This window comes from Gaoshiqia sp. US2 (assembly GCF_059705485.1).
The window spans coordinates 1,551,608-1,572,128 of the sequence record NZ_AP048550.1 but is presented as its reverse complement, the minus strand read 5'-3'; the positions used below and the strand labels follow the sequence as shown (position 1 = coordinate 1,572,128).

At 44.3% G+C, this 20,521-nt stretch carries 18 protein-coding genes and 4 tRNA genes; 2 read left to right on the top strand and 20 right to left on the bottom strand.

Annotated elements, in window-relative coordinates; all coding sequences use genetic code 11:
- The first annotated feature begins 147 nt into the window (after positions 1 to 147).
- Complete coding sequence (locus tag AC6H3C_RS06175) at positions 148 to 363, top strand: dodecin family protein (RefSeq protein WP_497519814.1); 216 nt, start codon at positions 148 to 150, stop codon at positions 361 to 363.
- Positions 364 to 427: 64 nt separating this feature from the next.
- Here AC6H3C_RS06175 and AC6H3C_RS06170 read toward each other — a convergent pair whose 3' ends face one another.
- From AC6H3C_RS06170 to fbaA, 20 genes are all read right to left on the bottom strand, one after another.
- A complete protein-coding gene (locus AC6H3C_RS06170) occupies positions 428 to 751 on the bottom strand; it encodes a DUF3467 domain-containing protein (RefSeq protein WP_497519813.1) in 324 nt (107 codons plus the stop codon).
- Between the two features lie 2 nt (positions 752 to 753).
- Complete coding sequence (gene rpoC, locus AC6H3C_RS06165; RefSeq protein WP_497519812.1) at positions 754 to 5,031, bottom strand: DNA-directed RNA polymerase subunit beta'; 4,278 nt, start codon at positions 5,029 to 5,031, stop codon at positions 754 to 756.
- 52 nt (positions 5,032 to 5,083) lie between these two features.
- Positions 5,084 to 8,896, bottom strand: a complete 3,813-nt coding sequence (gene rpoB, locus AC6H3C_RS06160) for a DNA-directed RNA polymerase subunit beta (RefSeq protein WP_497519811.1) — start codon at positions 8,894 to 8,896, stop codon at positions 5,084 to 5,086.
- A gap of 110 nt (positions 8,897 to 9,006) precedes the next feature.
- Entirely contained in the window at positions 9,007 to 9,387 is a 381-nt protein-coding gene (gene rplL, locus AC6H3C_RS06155) for a 50S ribosomal protein L7/L12 (RefSeq protein ID WP_497519810.1), read from the bottom strand.
- 38 nt (positions 9,388 to 9,425) lie between these two features.
- The gene (gene rplJ / locus AC6H3C_RS06150) at positions 9,426 to 9,944 is read right to left on the bottom strand and encodes a 50S ribosomal protein L10 (RefSeq protein WP_497519809.1); all 519 of its coding nucleotides are present in this window, start codon (positions 9,942 to 9,944) and stop codon (positions 9,426 to 9,428) included.
- A gap of 15 nt (positions 9,945 to 9,959) precedes the next feature.
- Positions 9,960 to 10,655 (bottom strand): 50S ribosomal protein L1, encoded by a 696-nt coding sequence (gene rplA / locus AC6H3C_RS06145; protein WP_497519808.1) that lies wholly within the window; start codon positions 10,653 to 10,655, stop codon positions 9,960 to 9,962.
- Between the two features lie 14 nt (positions 10,656 to 10,669).
- Positions 10,670 to 11,113, bottom strand: coding sequence for a 50S ribosomal protein L11 (gene rplK / locus AC6H3C_RS06140; protein WP_497519807.1), 444 nt, complete (start codon positions 11,111 to 11,113; stop codon positions 10,670 to 10,672).
- A gap of 21 nt (positions 11,114 to 11,134) precedes the next feature.
- Positions 11,135 to 11,683, bottom strand: a complete 549-nt coding sequence (nusG, locus tag AC6H3C_RS06135) for a transcription termination/antitermination protein NusG (protein ID WP_497519806.1) — start codon at positions 11,681 to 11,683, stop codon at positions 11,135 to 11,137.
- 18 nt (positions 11,684 to 11,701) lie between these two features.
- The gene (gene secE / locus AC6H3C_RS06130; RefSeq protein ID WP_497519805.1) at positions 11,702 to 11,893 is read right to left on the bottom strand and encodes a preprotein translocase subunit SecE; all 192 of its coding nucleotides are present in this window, start codon (positions 11,891 to 11,893) and stop codon (positions 11,702 to 11,704) included.
- Positions 11,894 to 12,031: 138 nt separating this feature from the next.
- Positions 12,032 to 13,219 carry an elongation factor Tu gene (tuf, locus tag AC6H3C_RS06125; RefSeq protein ID WP_497519804.1) on the bottom strand — a complete coding sequence of 396 codons (1,188 nt, stop codon included), beginning with the start codon at positions 13,217 to 13,219 and terminating at the stop codon, positions 12,032 to 12,034.
- A 39-nt stretch (positions 13,220 to 13,258) separates the two neighbouring features.
- A tRNA-Thr gene (locus AC6H3C_RS06120) sits at positions 13,259 to 13,330 on the bottom strand.
- A gap of 85 nt (positions 13,331 to 13,415) precedes the next feature.
- Positions 13,416 to 13,488: transfer RNA gene (locus AC6H3C_RS06115), tRNA-Gly, on the bottom strand.
- 80 nt (positions 13,489 to 13,568) lie between these two features.
- Positions 13,569 to 13,651 (bottom strand) — tRNA-Tyr (locus tag AC6H3C_RS06110).
- A 159-nt stretch (positions 13,652 to 13,810) separates the two neighbouring features.
- Positions 13,811 to 13,884 (bottom strand) — tRNA-Thr (locus AC6H3C_RS06105).
- Between the two features lie 175 nt (positions 13,885 to 14,059).
- Positions 14,060 to 14,362, bottom strand: a complete 303-nt coding sequence (locus AC6H3C_RS06100; RefSeq protein WP_497519803.1) for an HPF/RaiA family ribosome-associated protein — start codon at positions 14,360 to 14,362, stop codon at positions 14,060 to 14,062.
- 18 nt (positions 14,363 to 14,380) lie between these two features.
- Complete coding sequence (locus AC6H3C_RS06095; protein WP_497519802.1) at positions 14,381 to 15,265, bottom strand: tyrosine-type recombinase/integrase; 885 nt, start codon at positions 15,263 to 15,265, stop codon at positions 14,381 to 14,383.
- Between the two features lie 42 nt (positions 15,266 to 15,307).
- Positions 15,308 to 15,499: a 30S ribosomal protein S21 gene (rpsU, locus tag AC6H3C_RS06090; RefSeq protein WP_497519801.1), complete on the bottom strand. Its 192-nt coding sequence runs from the start codon at positions 15,497 to 15,499 to the stop codon at positions 15,308 to 15,310.
- Positions 15,500 to 15,634: 135 nt separating this feature from the next.
- Positions 15,635 to 16,552: a helix-hairpin-helix domain-containing protein gene (locus AC6H3C_RS06085; RefSeq protein WP_497519800.1), complete on the bottom strand. Its 918-nt coding sequence runs from the start codon at positions 16,550 to 16,552 to the stop codon at positions 15,635 to 15,637.
- 108 nt (positions 16,553 to 16,660) lie between these two features.
- Entirely contained in the window at positions 16,661 to 18,022 is a 1,362-nt protein-coding gene (locus AC6H3C_RS06080) for a sodium-dependent transporter (RefSeq protein WP_497519799.1), read from the bottom strand.
- Positions 18,023 to 18,157: 135 nt separating this feature from the next.
- On the bottom strand, positions 18,158 to 19,237 hold the full coding sequence (gene fbaA / locus AC6H3C_RS06075) for a class II fructose-bisphosphate aldolase (protein WP_497519797.1): 1,080 nt from the start codon (positions 19,235 to 19,237) through the stop codon (positions 18,158 to 18,160).
- Positions 19,238 to 19,492: 255 nt separating this feature from the next.
- On the opposite strand from fbaA, the gene AC6H3C_RS06070 reads away from it, so the two are divergent.
- Positions 19,493 to 20,488: a class II fructose-bisphosphate aldolase gene (locus tag AC6H3C_RS06070; protein ID WP_497519795.1), complete on the top strand. Its 996-nt coding sequence runs from the start codon at positions 19,493 to 19,495 to the stop codon at positions 20,486 to 20,488.
- Positions 20,489 to 20,521: the final 33 nt, after the last annotated feature.

The window sequence follows — 20,521 nt, the reverse complement described above, 5'->3', positions numbered from 1 at the left end:
TTGTTCAGAACTTATCGATACGGGGCTGTTTTTTTCAGAAAGCAGCCCTGTTTTTTTCCTTCCATATTGTCGGGCAGTAATTTTAACGAAACTGTATAGCTCCTTTAACAGTAAAAGCTACTAAAATCAATTTGAAAGGAGCGAATTATGCCAGACAGCGTTTACAAAATTATTGAACTGGTCGGGACCAGTACCGAATCATGGGAAAAGGCCGCGGGAAATGCCATCAGCAAGGCCGCAGAATCGCTGCGCGATCTGCGCATCGCAGAAGTATCGGCGATGGACATCCATTTGAAAGATGGTAAAATTGAATTTTACCGGACCAAAGTAAAGGTCTCGTTCAAATTTGAAGGCCACCAGTAATTAAAAAAGAGGCTGTCTGATAAAATCGGACAGCCTCTTTTCGTATCTTATCAATAAGAAGAAATCAAGCTTCAGCAGCCGGACCTCCAAAGCTCATCGGCGGCATCACAGGATCGTGACCTCCGGTATTCACTTTAATCGGTCCGTTCATTTTCTCAAACTTCTTGACATTGTCGTCAAGCGCCATTAACAGTCGCTTGGCATGTTCCGGGGTGAGAATGATCCTCGATTTCACATTGGCCTTGGGCACGCCCGGCATGATGCGCACAAAATCGATCACAAACTCGGAACTGGAGTGGGTGATAATTGCCAGGTTCGAATAAATCCCTTGTGCAACTTCCTCACTCAATTCAATGTTCAGCTGATTTATATTCTTATTCTCTTCCATAGTTAATCCTCGCGCCCTACGTTTTCAGTTTCCTTGACTTCCATCATCCGGTCGTATTCGTCACGCGAGCCAACCACCAGGTTTTTGTATTCTTTTAAGCCGGTACCGGCCGGAATCAGGTGTCCGCAAATAACGTTTTCCTTCAGTCCGTCCAGGTAATCCACTTTACCCTGGATTGCAGCTTCGTTCAACACCTTGGTTGTTTCCTGGAATGATGCAGCCGACAACCAGCTACGGGTCTGCAGAGCAGCCCTTGTAATCCCTTGTAGTACCTGGCTCGAGGTAGCGGGGATCGCATCGCGCGAATCCACAAGTCTTTTATCACGGCGACGTAAGACGGAATTTTCATCCCGTAAGCGTCGGGCAGTGATAATCATACCGGCGCGTAATTCCGAATCACCCGGGTCTATAACTACTTTTTTATTATAGATCCAGTCATTTTCATGCAGGAATTCGTTTTTGTCGACTACCTGTTTCTCCAGGAAGCGGGTATCGCCCGGATCGTCAATTTCCACTTTACGCATCATCTGGCGAATAATCACCTCAAAGTGTTTATCGTTGATTTTTACCCCCTGCATCCGGTACACATCCTGAACTTCATTCAGAATATATTCCTGCACAGCCGTTGGCCCTTTAATCGCCAGGATGTCTGAAGGTGTAATCGCACCGTCGGACAATGGAGTACCTGCTTTGATGTAGTCATTTTCCTGCACCAGGATCTGTTTCGACAGAGGCACCAGGTATTTTTTCACATCACCGCCTTTAGAGGTCACGATAACCTCGCGGTTACCGCGTTTAATTTTGCCCAGTGAAATTTCACCGTCAATTTCCGAAACAACAGCCGGATTCGACGGGTTACGGGCTTCAAACAACTCGGTAACACGGGGAAGACCACCGGTGATATCGCCTGCTTTACCCGAAGCACGGGGTATTTTAACCAATACCTGGCCGGCTTTTACCAATTCAGCTTCATCAACCGAAATGTGGCCGCCTACCGGTAAGTTGTACGAACGGATCACGTCTCCATGTTCGTCCAGAATCCTCAAAGAAGGGTTCTTGGTTTTATCACGGGTTTCGATGATTACCTTTTCTTTGTAACCGGTTTGCTCATCTGATTCTTCCCGGAAAGTAACACCATCAATCAGGTTCTCAAATGAGATGCGACCGTCGTATTCCGTAATGATAACACCATTATAGGGGTCCCACTCGCAAATCCGTTGTCCTTTAGATACTTCCTGTCCGTTTTCGATAAACAGTTTCGAACCGTAAGGAATGGTATGAGTAGACAAGGGAATGCGGGTATTTTTATCGATGATACGTAATTCGGCCAAACGACCAACAACAATAGAGACCTTTTTTCCTGATTCATCAAACGAATCCACCTTACGCAACTCTTCAATTTCGGCAATACCGTCGTAACGCGACTCCACCATCGATTGAGAAGAAATGTTACCGGCAATACCCCCCACGTGGAAGGTACGCAATGTCAGCTGGGTACCCGGCTCACCGATCGACTGTGCCGCGATAACGCCAACAGCCTCACCCCGGCGTGCGAGATTCGCGGTAGCCAGGTTACGTCCGTAACATTTGCTGCATACGCCAACTTTGGCTTCACAGGTTAACACCGAACGGATTTCTACACTCTCAATCGGAGAATCTTCAATCTGTTTGGCAATTTCTTCGGTAATCACATCACCCGTACGTACAATGAGTTCGCCGGTAAGCGGGTGGAAAATATCGTGTACTGTTGTACGTCCAATGATACGTTCGAACAACGAAGCCACTACTTCCTCGTTATTTTTGATGGCAAAAGCGATCAAACCACGCAAGGTTCCGCAATCTTCATCCGAGATGATCACATCCTGGGCAACATCGACCAAACGACGGGTCAGGTAACCCGCGTCGGCTGTTTTCAGCGCGGTATCTGCCAACCCTTTACGGGCGCCGTGAGTCGAAATAAAGTATTCCAAAACGGACAGACCTTCTTTAAAGTTTGCCAAAATCGGGTTTTCGATAATCTGCGAACCGGTAGAACCTGATTTTTGTGGTTTAGCCATCAATCCCCTCATTCCGCATAGCTGACGAATCTGCTCTTTGGAACCACGGGCTCCGGAGTCAAGCATCATATACACCGAGTTAAACCCTTGCTTGTCGGTACTGATGGTTTTCATTACCGAATTGGTCAACTTGGCATTGGCATGTGTCCAGATATCAATAACCTGGTTGTAACGTTCATTATTCGTGATGAAACCCATGTTGTAGTTATTCATCACTTCTTCCACCTCTTCGTAACCAACTTCAACAATTTCGCGTTTATCAGCCGGAACGATGACATCGCTCAGGTTAAACGACAAACCTCCACGGTATGCCATTTTGTATCCCAGTTCTTTGATGTCGTCAAGGAAACGTACAGTTGCTGCATTACCCACGGTTTTGAAAATGTCGGAGATAATATTTCTCAACGACTTCTTCGTCAACAATTCGTTGATGTAACCCACTTTACGCGGCACCACCTGGTTGAAGATGACACGACCGACTGTTGTCTCAATAATGTGTTTCAGTACTTCACCGTGATCGTCAACATCATCCACTTTTACCTTGACGATGGCGTGCATATCAATCTTACCTTCATTATAGGCAATGATTACTTCTTCAGGCGAATAGAAGGTCATCCCTTCGCCACGGGCTCCCGCACGGTGTTTGGTCATGTAATACAGCCCAAGAACCATATCCTGCGAAGGAACGGTAATCGGGGCGCCGTTTGCCGGGTTCAACAGGTTTTGCGATGCAAGCATCAGCAACTGGGCCTCCAGGATGGCAGCATTACCCAGCGGCACGTGCACGGCCATCTGGTCGCCATCGAAGTCGGCGTTAAAGCCGGTACAAACCAGGGGGTGCAACTGAATGGCTTTACCTTCGATCAGTACAGGCTGAAATGCCTGGATGGAAAGACGGTGCAGAGTTGGTGCACGGTTCAGCATCACGGGATGTCCTTTCAATACATTTTCAAGAATATCCCAGACCACCGGATCTTTACGATCAACAATTTTCTTGGCCGATTTTACCGTTTTTACAATTCCCCTTTCAATCAGTTTACGAATAATGAAGGGTTTATAAAGTTCGGCCGCCATATCTTTTGGCAGGCCGCATTCATGCAATTTCAGCGTTGGTCCCACCACGATGACTGAACGGGCAGAATAGTCAACGCGTTTACCAAGCAGGTTTTGACGGAAACGCCCCTGCTTCCCTTTCAAACTGTCGGACAGTGATTTCAGGGCGCGGTTGTTTTCCGTTTTTACTGCATTGGATTTCCGTGAGTTATCGAACAACGAATCCACCGCTTCCTGAAGCATCCTCTTCTCGTTACGAAGGATCACTTCAGGAGCTTTGATCTCGATTAATCGTTTTAAACGGTTGTTGCGAATGATCACCCGACGATAAAGGTCATTCAGGTCGGATGTGGCGAAACGACCGCCATCCAGCGGCACCAAAGGACGCAAATCGGGCGGAATAACCGGAACAACTTTCACAATCATCCATTCGGGACGATTGATGTTTTTGCTCGCACGGAATGCTTCAACCACATTCAGCCTTTTTAAGGCTTCACTTTTCCGCTGCTGTGAAGTTTCGGTTCCCGCCTTGTGACGCAAATCATACGACATCTCGTCCAGCTCGATGCGTTCCAATAACATATAAAGCGCCTCGGCACCCATTTTTGCAATAAACTTATTGGGGTCATCGTCATCCAGATGCTGGTTTTCTTTCGGAAGCGTATCCAGAATATCCAGGTACTCTTCTTCTGTCAGGAAATCAAGTTTTTTTACCCCGTCCTGAGCTTTTACACCGGCCTGGATTACCACATATCGTTCATAGTAAATAATTGTATCCAGTTTCTTGGTCGGTAAACCCAGCAAGTAACCGATTTTATTCGGAAGCGACTTGAAGTACCAGATGTGGGCCACCGGAACAACCAGGGAAATATGCCCCATCCGTTCGCGACGGACTTTCTTTTCGGTTACTTCAACACCGCAACGGTCACAAACAATTCCCTTATAACGAATACGCTTGTATTTTCCGCAATGACATTCATAATCTTTTACAGGCCCGAAGATCCGTTCACAGAACAAACCGTCACGTTCCGGCTTATACGTTCTGTAGTTGATTGTTTCAGGCTTTAAAACTTCACCATGGGAATGTTCAAGCACTTCTTCGGGAGAAGCAAGACTAATCGCTATTTTGGTAAAACTGCTCTTAACTTTATTGTCTTTTCTAAAAGCCATATATCAAGGTATATTTAACAAATTAATACGAGGAACACGAGTTCCGTTGTCCTTAATCCAATGTCACGCTTAATCCCAGGCCGCGTAATTCGTGCAGCAATACATTCAGTGACTCCGGAATTCCAGGTTGAGGCATTGGTTCGCCTTTTACGATCGATTCATAAGCTTTTGCACGTCCTAAAACGTCATCCGACTTAACAGTCAGGATTTCCTGAAGGATGTGAGAAGCTCCGAATGCTTCGAGCGCCCAAACTTCCATCTCACCAAAACGCTGACCCCCAAACTGGGCTTTACCACCTAAGGGCTGTTGCGTAATCAATGAATACGGACCAATCGAACGGGCATGCATCTTGTCTTCCACCATGTGTCCCAGTTTCAGCATATAAATGATGCCGACCGTTGCCGGCTGGTCAAATGGCTGACCGGTTTCACCGTCATAAAGGACAGTTCGTCCGAAAGCCGGAACGCCTGCCTTATCGGTATACTCCGTGACTTCCTCCAGACTTGCACCGTCAAAGATTGGGGTAGCGAACTTCAATCCAAGTTCTTTCCCGGCCCAACCAAGAACCGTTTCGTAAATCTGTCCCAGGTTCATCCTCGAAGGTACCCCCAACGGGTTAAGAACAATATCGACAGGTGTGCCGTCAGCCAGGAATGGCATATCTTCGTCACGAACAATACGTGACACGATCCCTTTGTTACCGTGACGTCCGGCCATCTTGTCTCCAATCTGCAGTTTACGTTTTTTGGCAACATATACTTTGGCCAATTGAATAATTCCTGCGGGCAGTTCATCGCCAATGGTTACATTATAGCGTTTCCGGCGGGCAACAGCCTCATGCTCTTTGTATTTCTGAATGAAGTTCAGGATCAACTGGTAGATCATGTCATTTTTATCTTTGTCAGTTGTCCATTTGCCCGGGTTGACCGTCAGGTAATCAATTTCCTGCAATTGCTTCAGGGTAAATTTCACTCCTTTTTGAATCACATCGCCACCGTAATAATCCTTGATTCCCTGGCTGGTTTTTCCATTCACCAGGTTAAACAATTTATCTTCCAGTTTAGCCCTCAATGCGCTCACCTGGCGGTCAAATTCTTCATCAATCTGATCGAGTAGCGGTTTGGTTGCCATTTTACCTTTTTTATCTTTGACAACCCGCGAGAACAATTTTTTATCAATGACCACGCCGTTCAACGAAGGCGAAGCTTTCAACGAAGCATCCTTCACATCACCGGCTTTATCACCAAAAATGGCACGCAGCAATTTTTCTTCGGGCGAAGGATCTGACTCGCCTTTTGGCGTAATTTTACCAATCAGGATATCGCCCGGTTTAACCACTGCCCCAATACGGATCAAACCATTTTCATCCAGGTTGCGCGTAGCTTCTTCGCTCACGTTCGGAATGTCCGAAGTAAATTCTTCGACACCGCGTTTGGTATCGCGAACTTCCAGTGCATATTCATCCACGTGAACCGAGGTGAAGACATCTTCACGAACAACACGTTCCGAAATTACAATGGCATCCTCGTAATTGTAACCCTGCCATGGCATAAAAGCCACTCTCAGGTTCCGGCCCAAAGCCAACTCGCCACCCTGCGTGGCATAACCTTCCGTAAGAATATCACCTTTGGTTACCCGTTGACCTTTCACCACAATTGGTTTCAGGTCAATCACCGTTCCCTGATTGGTTTTTTGGTATTTCGGTACCCGGTAGCTTTTCAGTTCCGGTTCGAAGCTGACATATTTTTCATCGTCAGTCATGTCGTACCGAACAATAATCTCATCGGCATCAACATACTCAATGGTCCCCTCTCCTTCAGCCAAAACCATCACCCGCGAATCGCGGGCAACGCTGGCTTCAAGACCGGTGCCAACGATAGGAGCTTCGGGGCGCAGCAGCGGAACTGCCTGGCGCATCATGTTCGATCCCATCAAGGCACGGTTGGCATCATCGTGCTCCAGGAAGGTAATCAACGAAGCGGCAACAGAGGCAATCTGATTCGGACCAACGTCCATCAACTGAACTTCTTCTTTATCAACCAATGGATAGTCACCCTCCAAACGTGATTTTACACGCTGATTCATGAAGTACCCGCTGTCATCGATCGGAGCATTTGCCTGTGCAATTACCCTTCCTTCTTCTTCTTCCGCAGTCAGATAAAGAACGCCTTCATCCGACAGGTCAACCTGGCCGTTATCAACTTTACGGTAAGGTGTAGCAATAAATCCGAGGTCGGTTACCTTGGCAAAAACACACAACGAAGAAATCAAACCGATATTCGGTCCTTCGGGTGTTTCAATCGGGCATAAACGCCCGTAGTGCGTATAGTGTACGTCGCGAACTTCGAAACCGGCGCGTTCACGCGACAGACCGCCAGGCCCCAGGGCCGACATACGACGTTTGTGTGTCAGTTCAGCCAACGGATTGGTTTGATCCATGAACTGTGACAAGGCATTTGTTCCGAAAAACGAATTAATGACCGATGACAAGGTTTTCGAGTTGATCAGGTCGATCGGGGTGAAAACCTCGTTATCACGCACATTCATCCGTTCGCGAATGGTTCGGGCCATACGGGCCAAACCAACGCCAAACTGGTTGTACATCTGCTCGCCAACCGTGCGCACACGACGGTTACTCAAGTGGTCGATATCGTCGACATCTGTTTTTGAGTTAACCAGCTTGATCAGGTATTTGATAATCTCAATGATATCTTCTTTGGTCAGTACCTGGATACCCATATCAATATCCAGACCCAGCTTTTTGTTGATCCGGTAACGTCCAACCTCTCCCAGGTCGTAACGTTTTTCGGAGAAGAACAATTTATCGATCACATCGCGGGCAGTCGCTTCGTCGGGCGGTTCCGCGTTACGCAACTGGCGGTAAATGTGAAGCACCGCTTCTTTTTCCGAGTTACACGGGTCTTTTTGAAGGGTGTTGTATATTATAGCGAAATCCTGCAGGTTTTGATCTTCTTTATGAAGAAGGATGGTCTTTGCTCCGCAATCAACGATTTCATCGATGTGATCATTTTCAATCACAGTTTCGCGATCGATCAGCACTTCGTTTCGTTCGATGGATACCACTTCACCGGTATCTTCATCAACGAAATCTTCGACCCAGGTTTTCAGAACACGTGCAGCCAATTTACGGCCCACAATCTTCTTTAAGCCTGATTTTGAAACCTTTATTTCGTCGGCAAGGCCGAAAATTTCCAGGATATCTTTATCACTTTCATAACCAATAGACCGCAACAAGGTGGTTACAGGTAATTTCTTTTTACGGTCGATGTATGCAAACATGACACTGTTTATGTCGGTGGCAAATTCGATCCACGATCCTTTAAAAGGAATGATCCGGGCCGAATACAGTTTTGTGCCGTTTGCGTGGACACTCTGGCCAAAGAAAACCCCAGGTGAACGGTGCAGCTGCGAAACGACCACACGTTCTGCACCGTTGATGACGAAAGTTCCTCTTTCAGTCATGTAAGGTACAGTTCCCAGATATACGTCCTGAACCACCGTGTCAAAATCTTCGTGTTCAGGATCAGTACAATACAGTTTTAGTTTTGCCTTCACCGGGACACTAAAAGTCAATCCTCTTTCAATACATTCTTCAATCGAATAGCGGGGAGGATCAACCTGATAATCTATAAATTCAAGTACGAAATTATTTCTAGTATCTGTGATCGGGAAGTTTTCTTCAAAGACTTTGAATAAACCTTCATTCTTCCTGTTTTCAGGTGTTGTCGCCATCTGAAAAAACTCTTTGAACGATTTAATCTGTACTTCGAGGAAATCGGGATAATCAAATACTGTTTTTGTAGAAGAGAAACTAATCCTCTGGTTTTCAATATTTAATGACATGTATCAACAATATTAAGTGAACTTAAAACATAAATATACAAAAAGGCTTAGAACCTCACTGCGGTGAGGTTCTAAACCATTATAGACCTGATTTTAAGGTCGAAAGTCTCTTATTTAAGTTCAACTTCAGCTCCAGCTTCTTCTAACTGAGATTTTAATGCTTCTGCTTCGTCTTTTGAAACTTTTTCTTTGATTGCTTTCGGAGCTCCGTCTACAACTTCTTTAGCTTCTTTAAGACCTAATCCAGTCAATTCTTTAACCAATTTAACAACAGCCAGTTTTGATTGTCCTGCAGCTTTGAGGATTACATCAAATTCAGTCTGAACAGCAGCTACAGCTTCTTCACCACCGCCAGCGGCAGGGGCAGCAACAGCAACAGCTGCGGCAGCAGGTTCAATACCATATTCTGTTTTTAAAATGTCAGCTAATTCGTTAACTTCTTTTACAGTCAAGTTTACTAACTCTTCTGCAAGTGCTTTTAAATCTGCCATTTCCTAAAAATTTTTTATGCGATAAATTGTAACTAAAATTATTCTTTTTCTGAAAGTGTCTGAAGGATTCCGTGAATCGTATTGCCTCCTGACTGAAGTTGTCCCAATACCGTTTTCATCGGCGATTGCAACAGTGCAATAAGATCTCCCAGTAATTCATCCTTAGACTTGATAGAAGTCAATGCCTCCAGTTGATCTGCTCCGACATAGACTGATTCCTGCACATAAGCAGCCTTCAATACCGGCTTTTTATGTTTTCTGCTGAAATCTTTGATCAGTTTTGCCGGCACATTACCAACCTCACTAAACATGATTGAGGTATTGCCTTTAAGAACGTCGTAAAGCTCTTCTGCATTTTTATCAGATTTTTCGAGAGCTTTGCGCAACAGCGTATTCTTTACAACAACCAATTTTACTTCCTGGCTGAAACACAGGCGTCGTAAACTGCTTGTATCCTCTGCGTTTAACTCAGCAACATCGGCCAGATAAAAATGGCTGTAAGAATTGATCTCTTGGGTAAGATTATCAATAATCTCTAATTTTTCCGATCTTTTCATTTCAACGATTTTTTACTAGTCAGTTACTGACTTAGGTTCAACTTGAATTCCGGGACTCATGGTACTTGAGATGTAAATACTTTTCACATAAGTACCTTTGGCAGCAGTGGGTTTCAGCTTGATAATCGTATGAACAAACTCGCGTGCGTTTTCTTCAATCTTAACCGGATCGAAAGAAACTTTACCGATTGAAGTATGAACAATACCAAATTTGTCAACTTTAAAATCAATTTTACCCTGCTTCACTTCGCTGATCGCTTTGCCTACCTCCATGGTAACAGTACCACTTTTAGGATTCGGCATCAATCCTCTCGGACCCAGAATACGTCCCAGCGGGCCAATTTTTCCCATCACAGGAGGTTGGGTAATTACCACATCGAAATCGGTCCATCCGCCTTTGATTTTTTCGATCAGATCGTCCAAACCAACAAAGTCTGCGCCGGCTTCTCTTGCTTCGGCTTCTTTATCCGGAGTTACAAGAGCCAACACACGGACTTCTTTTCCTGTTCCGTGGGGTAAAGAAACTACGCCTCTAACCATTTGATTTGCTTTTCGAGGGTCTACTCCCAGGCGAACGTCAATATCCACGGAAGCATCGAATTTGGTGAAAGTAAGTTCTTTCACTAATTGTGCAGCTTCTGACATGGAATAGAGTTTTCCTTTTTCGAGCTTCTCCTGAGCAAGCTTCATATTCTTTGTAATTCTGCCCATTTTAAAAATTTTAATTAGTTATTAGCTGGGAATTCACCTTCAACAGTGATCCCCATACTTCTGGCAGTACCAGCAACCATTTTCATAGCAGATTCCAAGGTGAAACAATTCAGGTCTGACATTTTTATCTCTGCAATTTGTTGAACCTGTTCCCAGCTAACCTTGGCAACTTTTTTTGCGTGAGGTTCGGCTGAGCCTGATTTCAGTTTGGTTACTTCTAACAATTGAACGGCTACTGGGGGTTGTTTAATTACAAAATCAAACGATTTATCCGCATAAACAGTAATAATAACGGGAAGTACTTTACCTGCTAGGTCTTGAGTACGGCCGTTAAACTGCTTGCAGAACTGCATGATATTAACCCCTTTGCTACCCAATGCTGGTCCTACAGGTGGTGAAGGATTAGCCGCACCCCCTTTAATTTGTAATTTGATTAATCCAGCAACTTCTTTAGCCATAATAATTAATAATAAGATTTACTACTCCTTTTCCACTTGCATGAAGCTAAGTTCCAAAGGTGTTTTTCGTCCAAAAATTTTGACCATCACTTTCAACTTCTTCTTCTCCTCATTAATTTCTTCAATGATTCCGTTGAATCCATTAAAAGGACCGTCAGTTACTTTCACTGTTTCGCCTACAACGTAAGGAATGTTTACCTCTGCATCTGCTTCAGCCATTTGGTCAACGCGTCCTAAAATACGGTTCACTTCAGACTGGCGCATGGGCACCGGTTCTCCCCCTTTGGTGTCACCTAAGAATCCGATCACGTTGGTAATATTTTTCAACATGTGAGGAATCTCACCTACCAGGGCAGCTTCTATCAACACATAACCGGGGAAAAAATTACGCTCTTTGCTGATCTTTTTCCCGTTGCGTATTTGATAAACCTTTTCCATTGGAATCAAAACCTGTGAAATGTACTCTTGAAGTCCAGCATTTGCAATTTCGTTTTCGATATATTCCTTCACCTTCTTCTCTTTACCTCCGACAGTTCTCAGAACATACCATTTTTTTACGTTTTCGCTCATGACGAATCTCCAATCGTATTAGTAAAATAATCTGTACACTTGTTCCATAAGGTTTTCAAAAGAGAAATCCATTACGAAAACGATCAGTGCTATAATAAAGGAAGCAACCATTACAACAAAAGCACTATTCTGCACCTCTTTCCAAGTAGGCCAGGATACTTTATGTATCAACTCGTTATAGGCCTCTTCGAAATATAGTTTAAGTTTCATTATCCTTTTTTTTAGTTGGACGGATGGCAAGAAATCGAACCTGCTCCACAAAAAAGCAAAACCCCCGATTCGGGTTCATCCGTAAAGAGTCCCGAATCCGAGGATCCGGGACTTCTTCTATCTGTTATTTTTCAAATACTAGGCTAAAATTTCAGTTACCTGACCGGCGCCTACGGTACGACCACCTTCGCGGATTGCGAAACGAAGACCGATGTTCAAGGCAACAGGATAAATCAGGGTCACATTGATGGTTACGTTATCGCCAGGCATAACCATTTCACGTCCTTCTTCCAGTGTAATTTCACCGGTTACGTCCAATGTACGCAGGTAGAATTGAGGACGGTATTTGTTATGGAATGGAGTATGACGACCACCTTCTTCTTTTTTCAACACGTAAACCTCAGCTTTGAATTTGGTGTGAGGAGTGATTGATCCCGGTTTTGCCAGGATTTGTCCGCGTTTGATTTCTTTTTTGTCGACACCGCGAAGCAACAGACCAACGTTGTCACCGGCCATACCGTCGTCAAGAATCTTACGGAACATTTCAACCCCGGTACATACGGTTTTACGGCCTTCAGCGCCCAAACCAATCAACTGAAGCTCATCGCCAGTGTGAACAACTCCGGTTTCGATACGACCTGTTGCTACCGTTCCACGACCTGTGATCGAGAATACGTCTTCAACCGGCATCAGGAATGGTTTGTCAATGTCACGCGGAGGCAGTGGAATCCAGGTATCGCAAGCGTCCATCAATTCCATTACTTTCTCTTCCCATTGTGGCTCGCCATTCAATGCGCCAAGAGCAGAACCTTTGATTACAGGAGCATTCTCACCGTCGAATCCGTAGAAATCCAACAATTCGCGAACTTCCATTTCAACCAGTTCCAACAACTCTTCGTCTTCAACCATATCAACCTTGTTCATGAAAACGACCAATTTAGGTACGTTTACCTGACGGGCCAACAGGATGTGTTCGCGGGTTTGAGGCATCGGACCATCTGTAGCAGCCACAACGATAATAGCGCCGTCCATCTGAGCAGCACCGGTTACCATGTTTTTCACATAGTCGGCGTGTCCCGGACAGTCAACGTGTGCATAGTGGCGGGTAGCAGTTTGGTATTCAACGTGTGCTGTATTAATGGTAATACCACGTTCTTTTTCTTCCGGAGCGCTGTCGATTGAATCGAAAGATTTTACTTCAGAAAGACCTTTTTTTGCCAACACGCTGGTGATAGCAGCTGTAAGGGTAGTTTTACCGTGGTCAACGTGGCCAATGGTACCAATGTTCACATGGTCCTTATCCCTGTTAAAATGTTGTTTTGCCATAACAAATAAGAGTTTTAAATTTTATTTAATTTTAATCTGAGCCGAGGATGAGAATTGAACTCACGACCTCATCCTTACCAAGGATGCGCTCTACCCCTGAGCTACCACGGCCTAAACAATTTATGACTTATAATTAACGATTTATGATTGAAGAACCACAATCATCATTAATCAATTATCAATCATCATTTCAAAGAGCGGGAGACGGGATTCAAACCCGCGACCCTTAGCTTGGAAGGCTAATGCTCTATCGACTGAGCTACTCCCGCGATTCAGTTCCAAGTTTCGAGTTAAAAGTTTCAAGTTGAACAACTCAAAACTGAAAACTTTAAACTACAAAACTGTTTTGTGGGGAGAGCAGGATTCGAACCTACGAAGGCATGAGCCAGCAGATTTACAGTCTGCCCCAGTTGGCCACTTTGGTATCTCCCCTTTATGCAGAATATCAGAAGGTTATAATGCAAGAGGATTAGATAATCTCTCCGATCTTACTTCGTAATTCTTAAACATTTTTCAGAACTTTCCTGGAAAATTCCCCGGCAAAATGCTTTCTGACATTCTACCCTTCCAATCTTCCAACCTTCTTTGGTGAGCCGGATCTCAGATTCGAACTGAGGACCCCGAGATTACAAATCACGTGCTCTGGCCAACTGAGCTAATCCGGCAACAACATTAACAAAACCCATTTTCGTATCAAAACCCCGGCAAATCAGCACTTTCGTTTGTTTACTGGGGTGTCCCGTTTTTTCGTCCTGGTCGCTCAGAGGCCTTATTCAAAAATGGTTTGCAAATGTATAAATATTTTCAATTAATTCACAAATCCGGCCGCTTTTTTTGAAATTATTTTTCCTTCAGCTTCTCTTTAAATTTGGAAAGTTGTTTGCGTAAAGCATCAATAGAAAGGTCAATAGCTTCTTCAAAAGTATCCGCCTGTTTTTTGGCAAACAGATAATCGGAGGTAGGAATCGATATTTTTATTTCGGCAATTTTATTATTGGCAGTTTCGGGTTTCAACACCTTCAACATGATTTCAGCTGAAATAATCCCGTCAAAAAAAGTGTCCAGCTTACTTGTTTTTTTTACGGCAAAATCAACTAATTTTTGATCTGCTACAAAATGGATGGCATTAACATTAATATTCATAACTTTTCCTCCTTTTGTTTAAGCTCTCGGATGAGCTTGTTTGTAAATGCGTTGTAATTTTTCTGTAGATGTGTGGGTGTAAATCTGAGTAGCTGCCAGATTACTGTGTCCCAATAGTTCTTTGACTGCGTTCAAATCGGCTCCCCGATCGAGCAGGTGAGTCGCAAACGTATGTCTCAAAACATGCGGACTTTTCTTTTCCAGGGGAGTTACCCATGAAAGGCTGTTTTTTACAATGCGGTAAATTAGTTTATGGTATACCGGTTTGCCTTTTGATGTGACAAATACACAGGAACTGCTATCCCCAAATTCCGCGTTACGGATCGTAACATATTCATCTATTAACGGATTCATGCTTCTTGGGTAAGGAATAATTCGTTCTTTGTTATTTTTACCCAAAACACGAATCAAAGTTTCATGTTGCAGAATATCCTGATCTTTTAACCGGACGAGTTCAGATAGTCGCATCCCGGTTCCGTAAAAAAGGCTGATCACCAATTTGTCGCGGATACCCGTAAAATCTTTCCCGAAATAACCGTTGTCCAATAGTCTATGTAAACTGTTCTCGTCAACAAAATACGGAAGTTTTTTAGGTAATTTAGGGGTAATAACCGTACTGAGAGGCGTTGCTTCGATCAATTCCTGACGCAACAGGAATTTATAAAACGATTTCAATGCCGTTACCTTTCGCGTTACTGTTTTGGCTGCCTGACCATCTTCCATTAACGAGACAATCCAGTTTCTGACCATTTTGCTGTTCACCTTTAAAATGTCAAAATCCCCAACCGTCCTGAATAGGAATTCTTCGAACTGATCGAGGTCTTTTTTATAAGCGACAACCGTATGGTCCGAACATCTTTTCTCGAACCGTAAATATTTCAGAAATGATTCCTGATAGGACATATACCCTTGATTAAAGCAACCAGGAACCAGACTACATCAAATCTAGTCGTCCTGACGCTGCATTCCCTGAATATAGATAGCTTTCTTCACTTCAGCTCTTCTTGTCACTGAAGGTTTTGTAAAAGCCTGTCTCTCGCGTAATTCTTTGATTACACCTGTCTTCTCAAACTTTCTTTTGAATCTCTTAAGGGCTCTTTCGATATTTTCGCCTTCTTTTACCGGAATAACGATCATTGTTTTAATTTTTGTCTGTTAATTTTTTGAGCCGCAAATTTATGAATTCTATTTTATCAATCAAATATATCACAACAAATTTAGAATCTAAATATCAAACCTGCCCAAAGACCTGCTAATAAAGAACAAAAAAAATCAGTTTTTGGTTTTTAAATATGGCGAAATTTTCCGGTATATTTCAGCTGTTAGCACTGAATCTTCCAATAAAATTATTTTATCGGAGATAAACCCGTTCCTGGTTTTATAAGACATCACTTTAGCGGCATTTTCTCTCCTCAAATAGGGATGAGCCGCCAATTCGTCCAGATCAGCAAAGTTGATATTGATCTGTTTCACCGGCTGCCCTCCAATGGTCAACTCCATCTTTAGCTGACTAAGCATTTCCGGTTTAAGCCCGTACACCTCGCCCAACTGATCGAGGCTGTAAAAACCGCCAAGCAAGTCGCGGTATTTCACGATACGCGCTGACAAAACATCGCCAATCCCCCTGATCCGTTTCAAATCTTCCGCTGTCGCCTGGTTAATTTCAATCATTTCCGGGATAAAAACGCCGGCCTGCTCTTCCTGCTGAATAGCTTCGTCGACCGCCATCTCTCTTCTCATAACCAGCGGTACAGCAGATTTTTCAGGCAAAACAAATTCTTCGGTATGCAGGCTGATCAATCCGGCGACTGCATCGTAAACGGAATCGGTCATCCCGTAAATTTTCCGGAATTGCTCTTTTGTTTTAATGCGGCCGCCGGAACTGCGGTAACGAAGAAGGTTCCGCTTTACCGAAGCCGGCAAATTCAGTCGTGCCAGGGTTAATGAATCGATAGTATTCGGGTCGAACGGAAACAATTCGGATTCAGACGACGGCAGTTCTTTGGTTTTCGCCCATTCAGCCAGAAAACGTTCGAATTGCTCCTGATCGGCTACACCTGGTTTCTCGAAGTAAAAAATCACCTGATTGGCGATCAGGAAAAAACCGATCAGAATGATTAAAACAACCAGGGCAACCCGTTCGGCCCTGTTAAATGTAAAGTATTCGCGAATGACTTGACTTAATTTCACTTAACAGGTATTTGCATATGCAAAATACAAATAAATTCCTGTTTCGGAAACACCTGTTAACCCGTATTTTTGTTTGAATGATCTTCAAACCCATTTCAGAATCTGCCGCTAAAGTCCGAGTAAGCCTATTTGTTGCAGAAAAACAAGAGCAATTGCCAGCGGGGCCACCAGTTTCACAATAAAAATAAACGCCGGAAAATACCTGAGCCTGAGTTTTCCCTCGTTTGACATCTCAAGCCGGGCTTTTTGTGCTCCCAGGAACCAACCGACAAAAATAACAATCAATAAACCGCCCAAGGGCAACAGGATATTTGCAGAAGTAAAGTTCAGCAAGCCGAACACGTTCATCCCGAAAATCTGAATATCTTCCATGACTCCCCACGACAACGCGCACATCACACCCAAAACCGAAACCGACACCGTAGCAATCCAGGTTGCTTTTTTTCGGGTCATTTTCAGTTCTTCAACAAAATAAGCCACAATCACTTCCAACACAGAAATGGTTGATGTAAGCGCAGCAACGCCCAGTAAAAGGAAAAACATGAGCGAAAAGATGTAGCCTCCCGCCATTTGCTGGAAAATAACCGGTAAGGTGATATACACCAGCCCTTCGCCTGAACCCGGTTCTATGCCGAAAGCAAATACGGCAGGAAAAATGGCAACCCCCGCGAGAACTGCAATAATGGTATCGGCCAATGCAACCGAAACGGCCGTTGTTCCGAGGTTTTCCTTTTTCTGAATATAGGAAGCATAGGTAATTAAAGTGCCCATCCCGATACTTAGCGAAAAGAACGCCTGTCCCAAGGCTTCGAGCATAGACGTTGTGGTTATTTTTGAAAAATCGGGCTTAAACAAAAATGACAAGCCGCTTCCCGCGTCCGGAAGGGTTAATGAACGGACGCACAAGATGATCAGAATGATTAGCAGGAGCGGCATCAGAATTTTAGTATATTTTTCAATGCCGTTTTTAACTCCGGCCACAATAATTCCGGCCGTTAATGCCATAAATACCAGAAACCAGATCAATGGGCGCCAGTTGCTGCTTCTGAAATCGATAAACATATCAGCCAGTTCGGTTGACGACTTTCCTGAAAAACCGTTGGTCAGCGACTGGTAAATGTATTCCAGCGTCCATCCGGCAACGGCTGTGTAAAAAGCCAGGATCATAAATGCAGCCACAACGCCCATAAGTCCGACCAAATACCAGGGTTTGCCCGGGGCCAGGCGCTTAAACGCGCCAAAGGCATTTCGTTGCGAGCTCCGGCCAATAATAAATTCGGACAACATGACCGGGATACCGATTGCCAAAATAAAGGCAAGGTAGACAATCAGAAAAGCTCCTCCCCCGTTTTCGCCCGCGACATAAGGGAATCGCCAAATGTTTCCCAACCCGATGGCCGATCCTGCAGTTGCAGCAATCACGCCAAATTTACTTCCAAATGAATCCCTGCCCGCTGGTGTTCCTGACATATCGTTAAATCTCCAGTTTTTCTTTTACAAAAATCAGCTTTAAACGTCCGACGAAAAAGCAAACGTATTTTTCCGGGGCTAAAAATAAAAAAAGCCCTCTTCAACAAAAGGGCTTTTACCAAAAATATTACGTATTTAATTTCTTCCGATACAATTCAGGTCCTCAAAGGCTGATGTTAACCGTGCAATCATCGATTCTTCTCCTTTACGAACCCAAACCCTTGGATCGTAAAATTTCTTGTTCGGTTTATCTTCTCCTTCCGGGTTGCCAATTTGTCCCTGAAGATACGAACGATTAGCAGCTTCATAAGCACGTACCCCATCCCAATAGGCCCACTGGGTATCGGTGTCGATATTCATTTTAATCACTCCGTAAGAAATCGCTTCCCTGATTTCTGCCACGGTGGAGCCGGATCCGCCGTGAAACACAAAGTTCACCGGTTTTGCATCGGCTGTTTTGTATTTTTCGGCGATATACTTTTGAGACGCATCCAGGATTTTCGGAGTCAGTTTCACGTTGCCCGGTTTGTAAACGCCATGCACGTTCCCGAATGAAGCGGCAATGGTAAAGCTCGGGCTGATTTTCAGCAATTCTTCATACGCGTAAGCCACCTCTTCGGGCTGCGTGTAAAGCAGCGAATTGTCCACGCTGGTATTATCCACGCCATCTTCTTCGCCGCCGGTAACTCCCAATTCAATTTCGAGCGTCATCCCGATTTTGTTCATACGCTCCAGGTATTTTTTGCAGATCTCAATATTCTCCCCGATTGGTTCTTCCGACAGGTCGAGCATGTGAGATGAAAACAGCGGTTTCCCGGTTTCTGCAAAATGTTTTTCGCCGGCATCCAGTAATCCGTCAATCCAGGGCAGTAGTTTTTTTGCAGCATGGTCGGTATGTAAAACAATACGCACGCCATACAACTCAGCCATCTGATGAATATATTTTGCACCGGCTACTGCACCCGCAATCTGGGCCCCCTGCCCCTCCATTTTCAATCCTTTCCCGGCATAAAACTGGGCTCCCCCGTTCGAAAATTGAATAATGGCAGGCGAACCGGCCAGTTTAGCTGCCTCCAAAACGGCATTCACCGAGCTCGAATTCACCACATTAACAGCCGGCATAGCGAATTGATCTTCTTTTGCAATCTTAAAAAGCAACTGCAAGTCAGAGCCGGTAACGACCCCAACCTTAATTTTATCAGAAATTTTTCCCATTGTTGTAAATCATTTTTAGTAATCAACTACACCAAAAAAACTGGCAAGAGGACAAATTGTTCACACAATGTGTTAAGGTTTTTTTAAAATAAAAAACTCCACCCGCCGAATGTGCCTGCAAGTGCTGATTTATTCCTAATATTGTCGCGGTTTTACCAAAAGGATTGAAAATGGTGAAGTTGCACCTCCAACATCTGACTGGAAAACCTAAAAAAACCGACTTTTAAGCATTATTATCAACTAATTTTTAATCAAATGGCAGTTAGTTATAAAGACTTAGGGCTTGTTAACACAAAAGAGCTTTTCAAAAAAGCTGTTGACGGCGGATATGCAATTCCTGCATACAACTTCAATAACATGGAACAAATGCAAGCTATTCTTCAGGCTTGTGTTGAAACAAAATCTCCTGTAATTCTGCAAGTATCTTCAGGCGCACGTAAATATGCCAACGCTACTTTGTTGCGTAATATGGCCCGCGGAGCTGTTGAATATGTAAAAGAACTGGGTTGCGAAATTCCAATCGTTTTACATCTCGACCACGGTGATACCTTTGAGCTTTGCAAAGACTGTATCGACAACGGATTCTCTTCAGTCATGATCGACGGTTCACACCACTCATACGAAGAAAATGTTGCATTGACTAAAAAAGTGGTCGAATACGCGCACGCCCACGGCGTAACGGTTGAAGGCGAGTTAGGCGTGCTGGCCGGCGTTGAAGACGATGTGGTCGCTGAACATTCATCCTACACCAAACCGGAAGAAGTAGAAGATTTCGTGAAAAAAACCGGTGTTGACTCACTGGCCATTTCAATTGGTACATCTCACGGCGCCAACAAATTTACCCCGGCTCAGTGTACCCGCAACGAAGATGGCGTTTTAATCCCGCCAATGTTGCGTTTCGACATCCTGGAAGAAATCGAAAAACGCATCCCCGGTTTCCCGATCGTACTGCATGGTTCTTCTTCAGTTCCACAGGAATATGTTGCTGCCATCAACGAATTGGGTGGTAAAATGAAAGATGCAGTCGGTATTCCTGAAGAATGGTTACGTCGTGCAGCTAAATCAGCTGTTTGTAAAATCAACATCGACTCTGACGGTCGTTTGGCGATGACTGCCGCTATCCGCAAAGTCTTCACGGAACAGCCCGGCGAGTTCGATCCGCGTAAATACCTGGGACCAGCCCGCGAAGAATTGAAAAAATTATACAAACACAAGAACATCGAAGTGCTTGGTTCTGCTAACCAAGCTTAACTTCAGGTAAAACTCATACTGAAAAGGATGGCC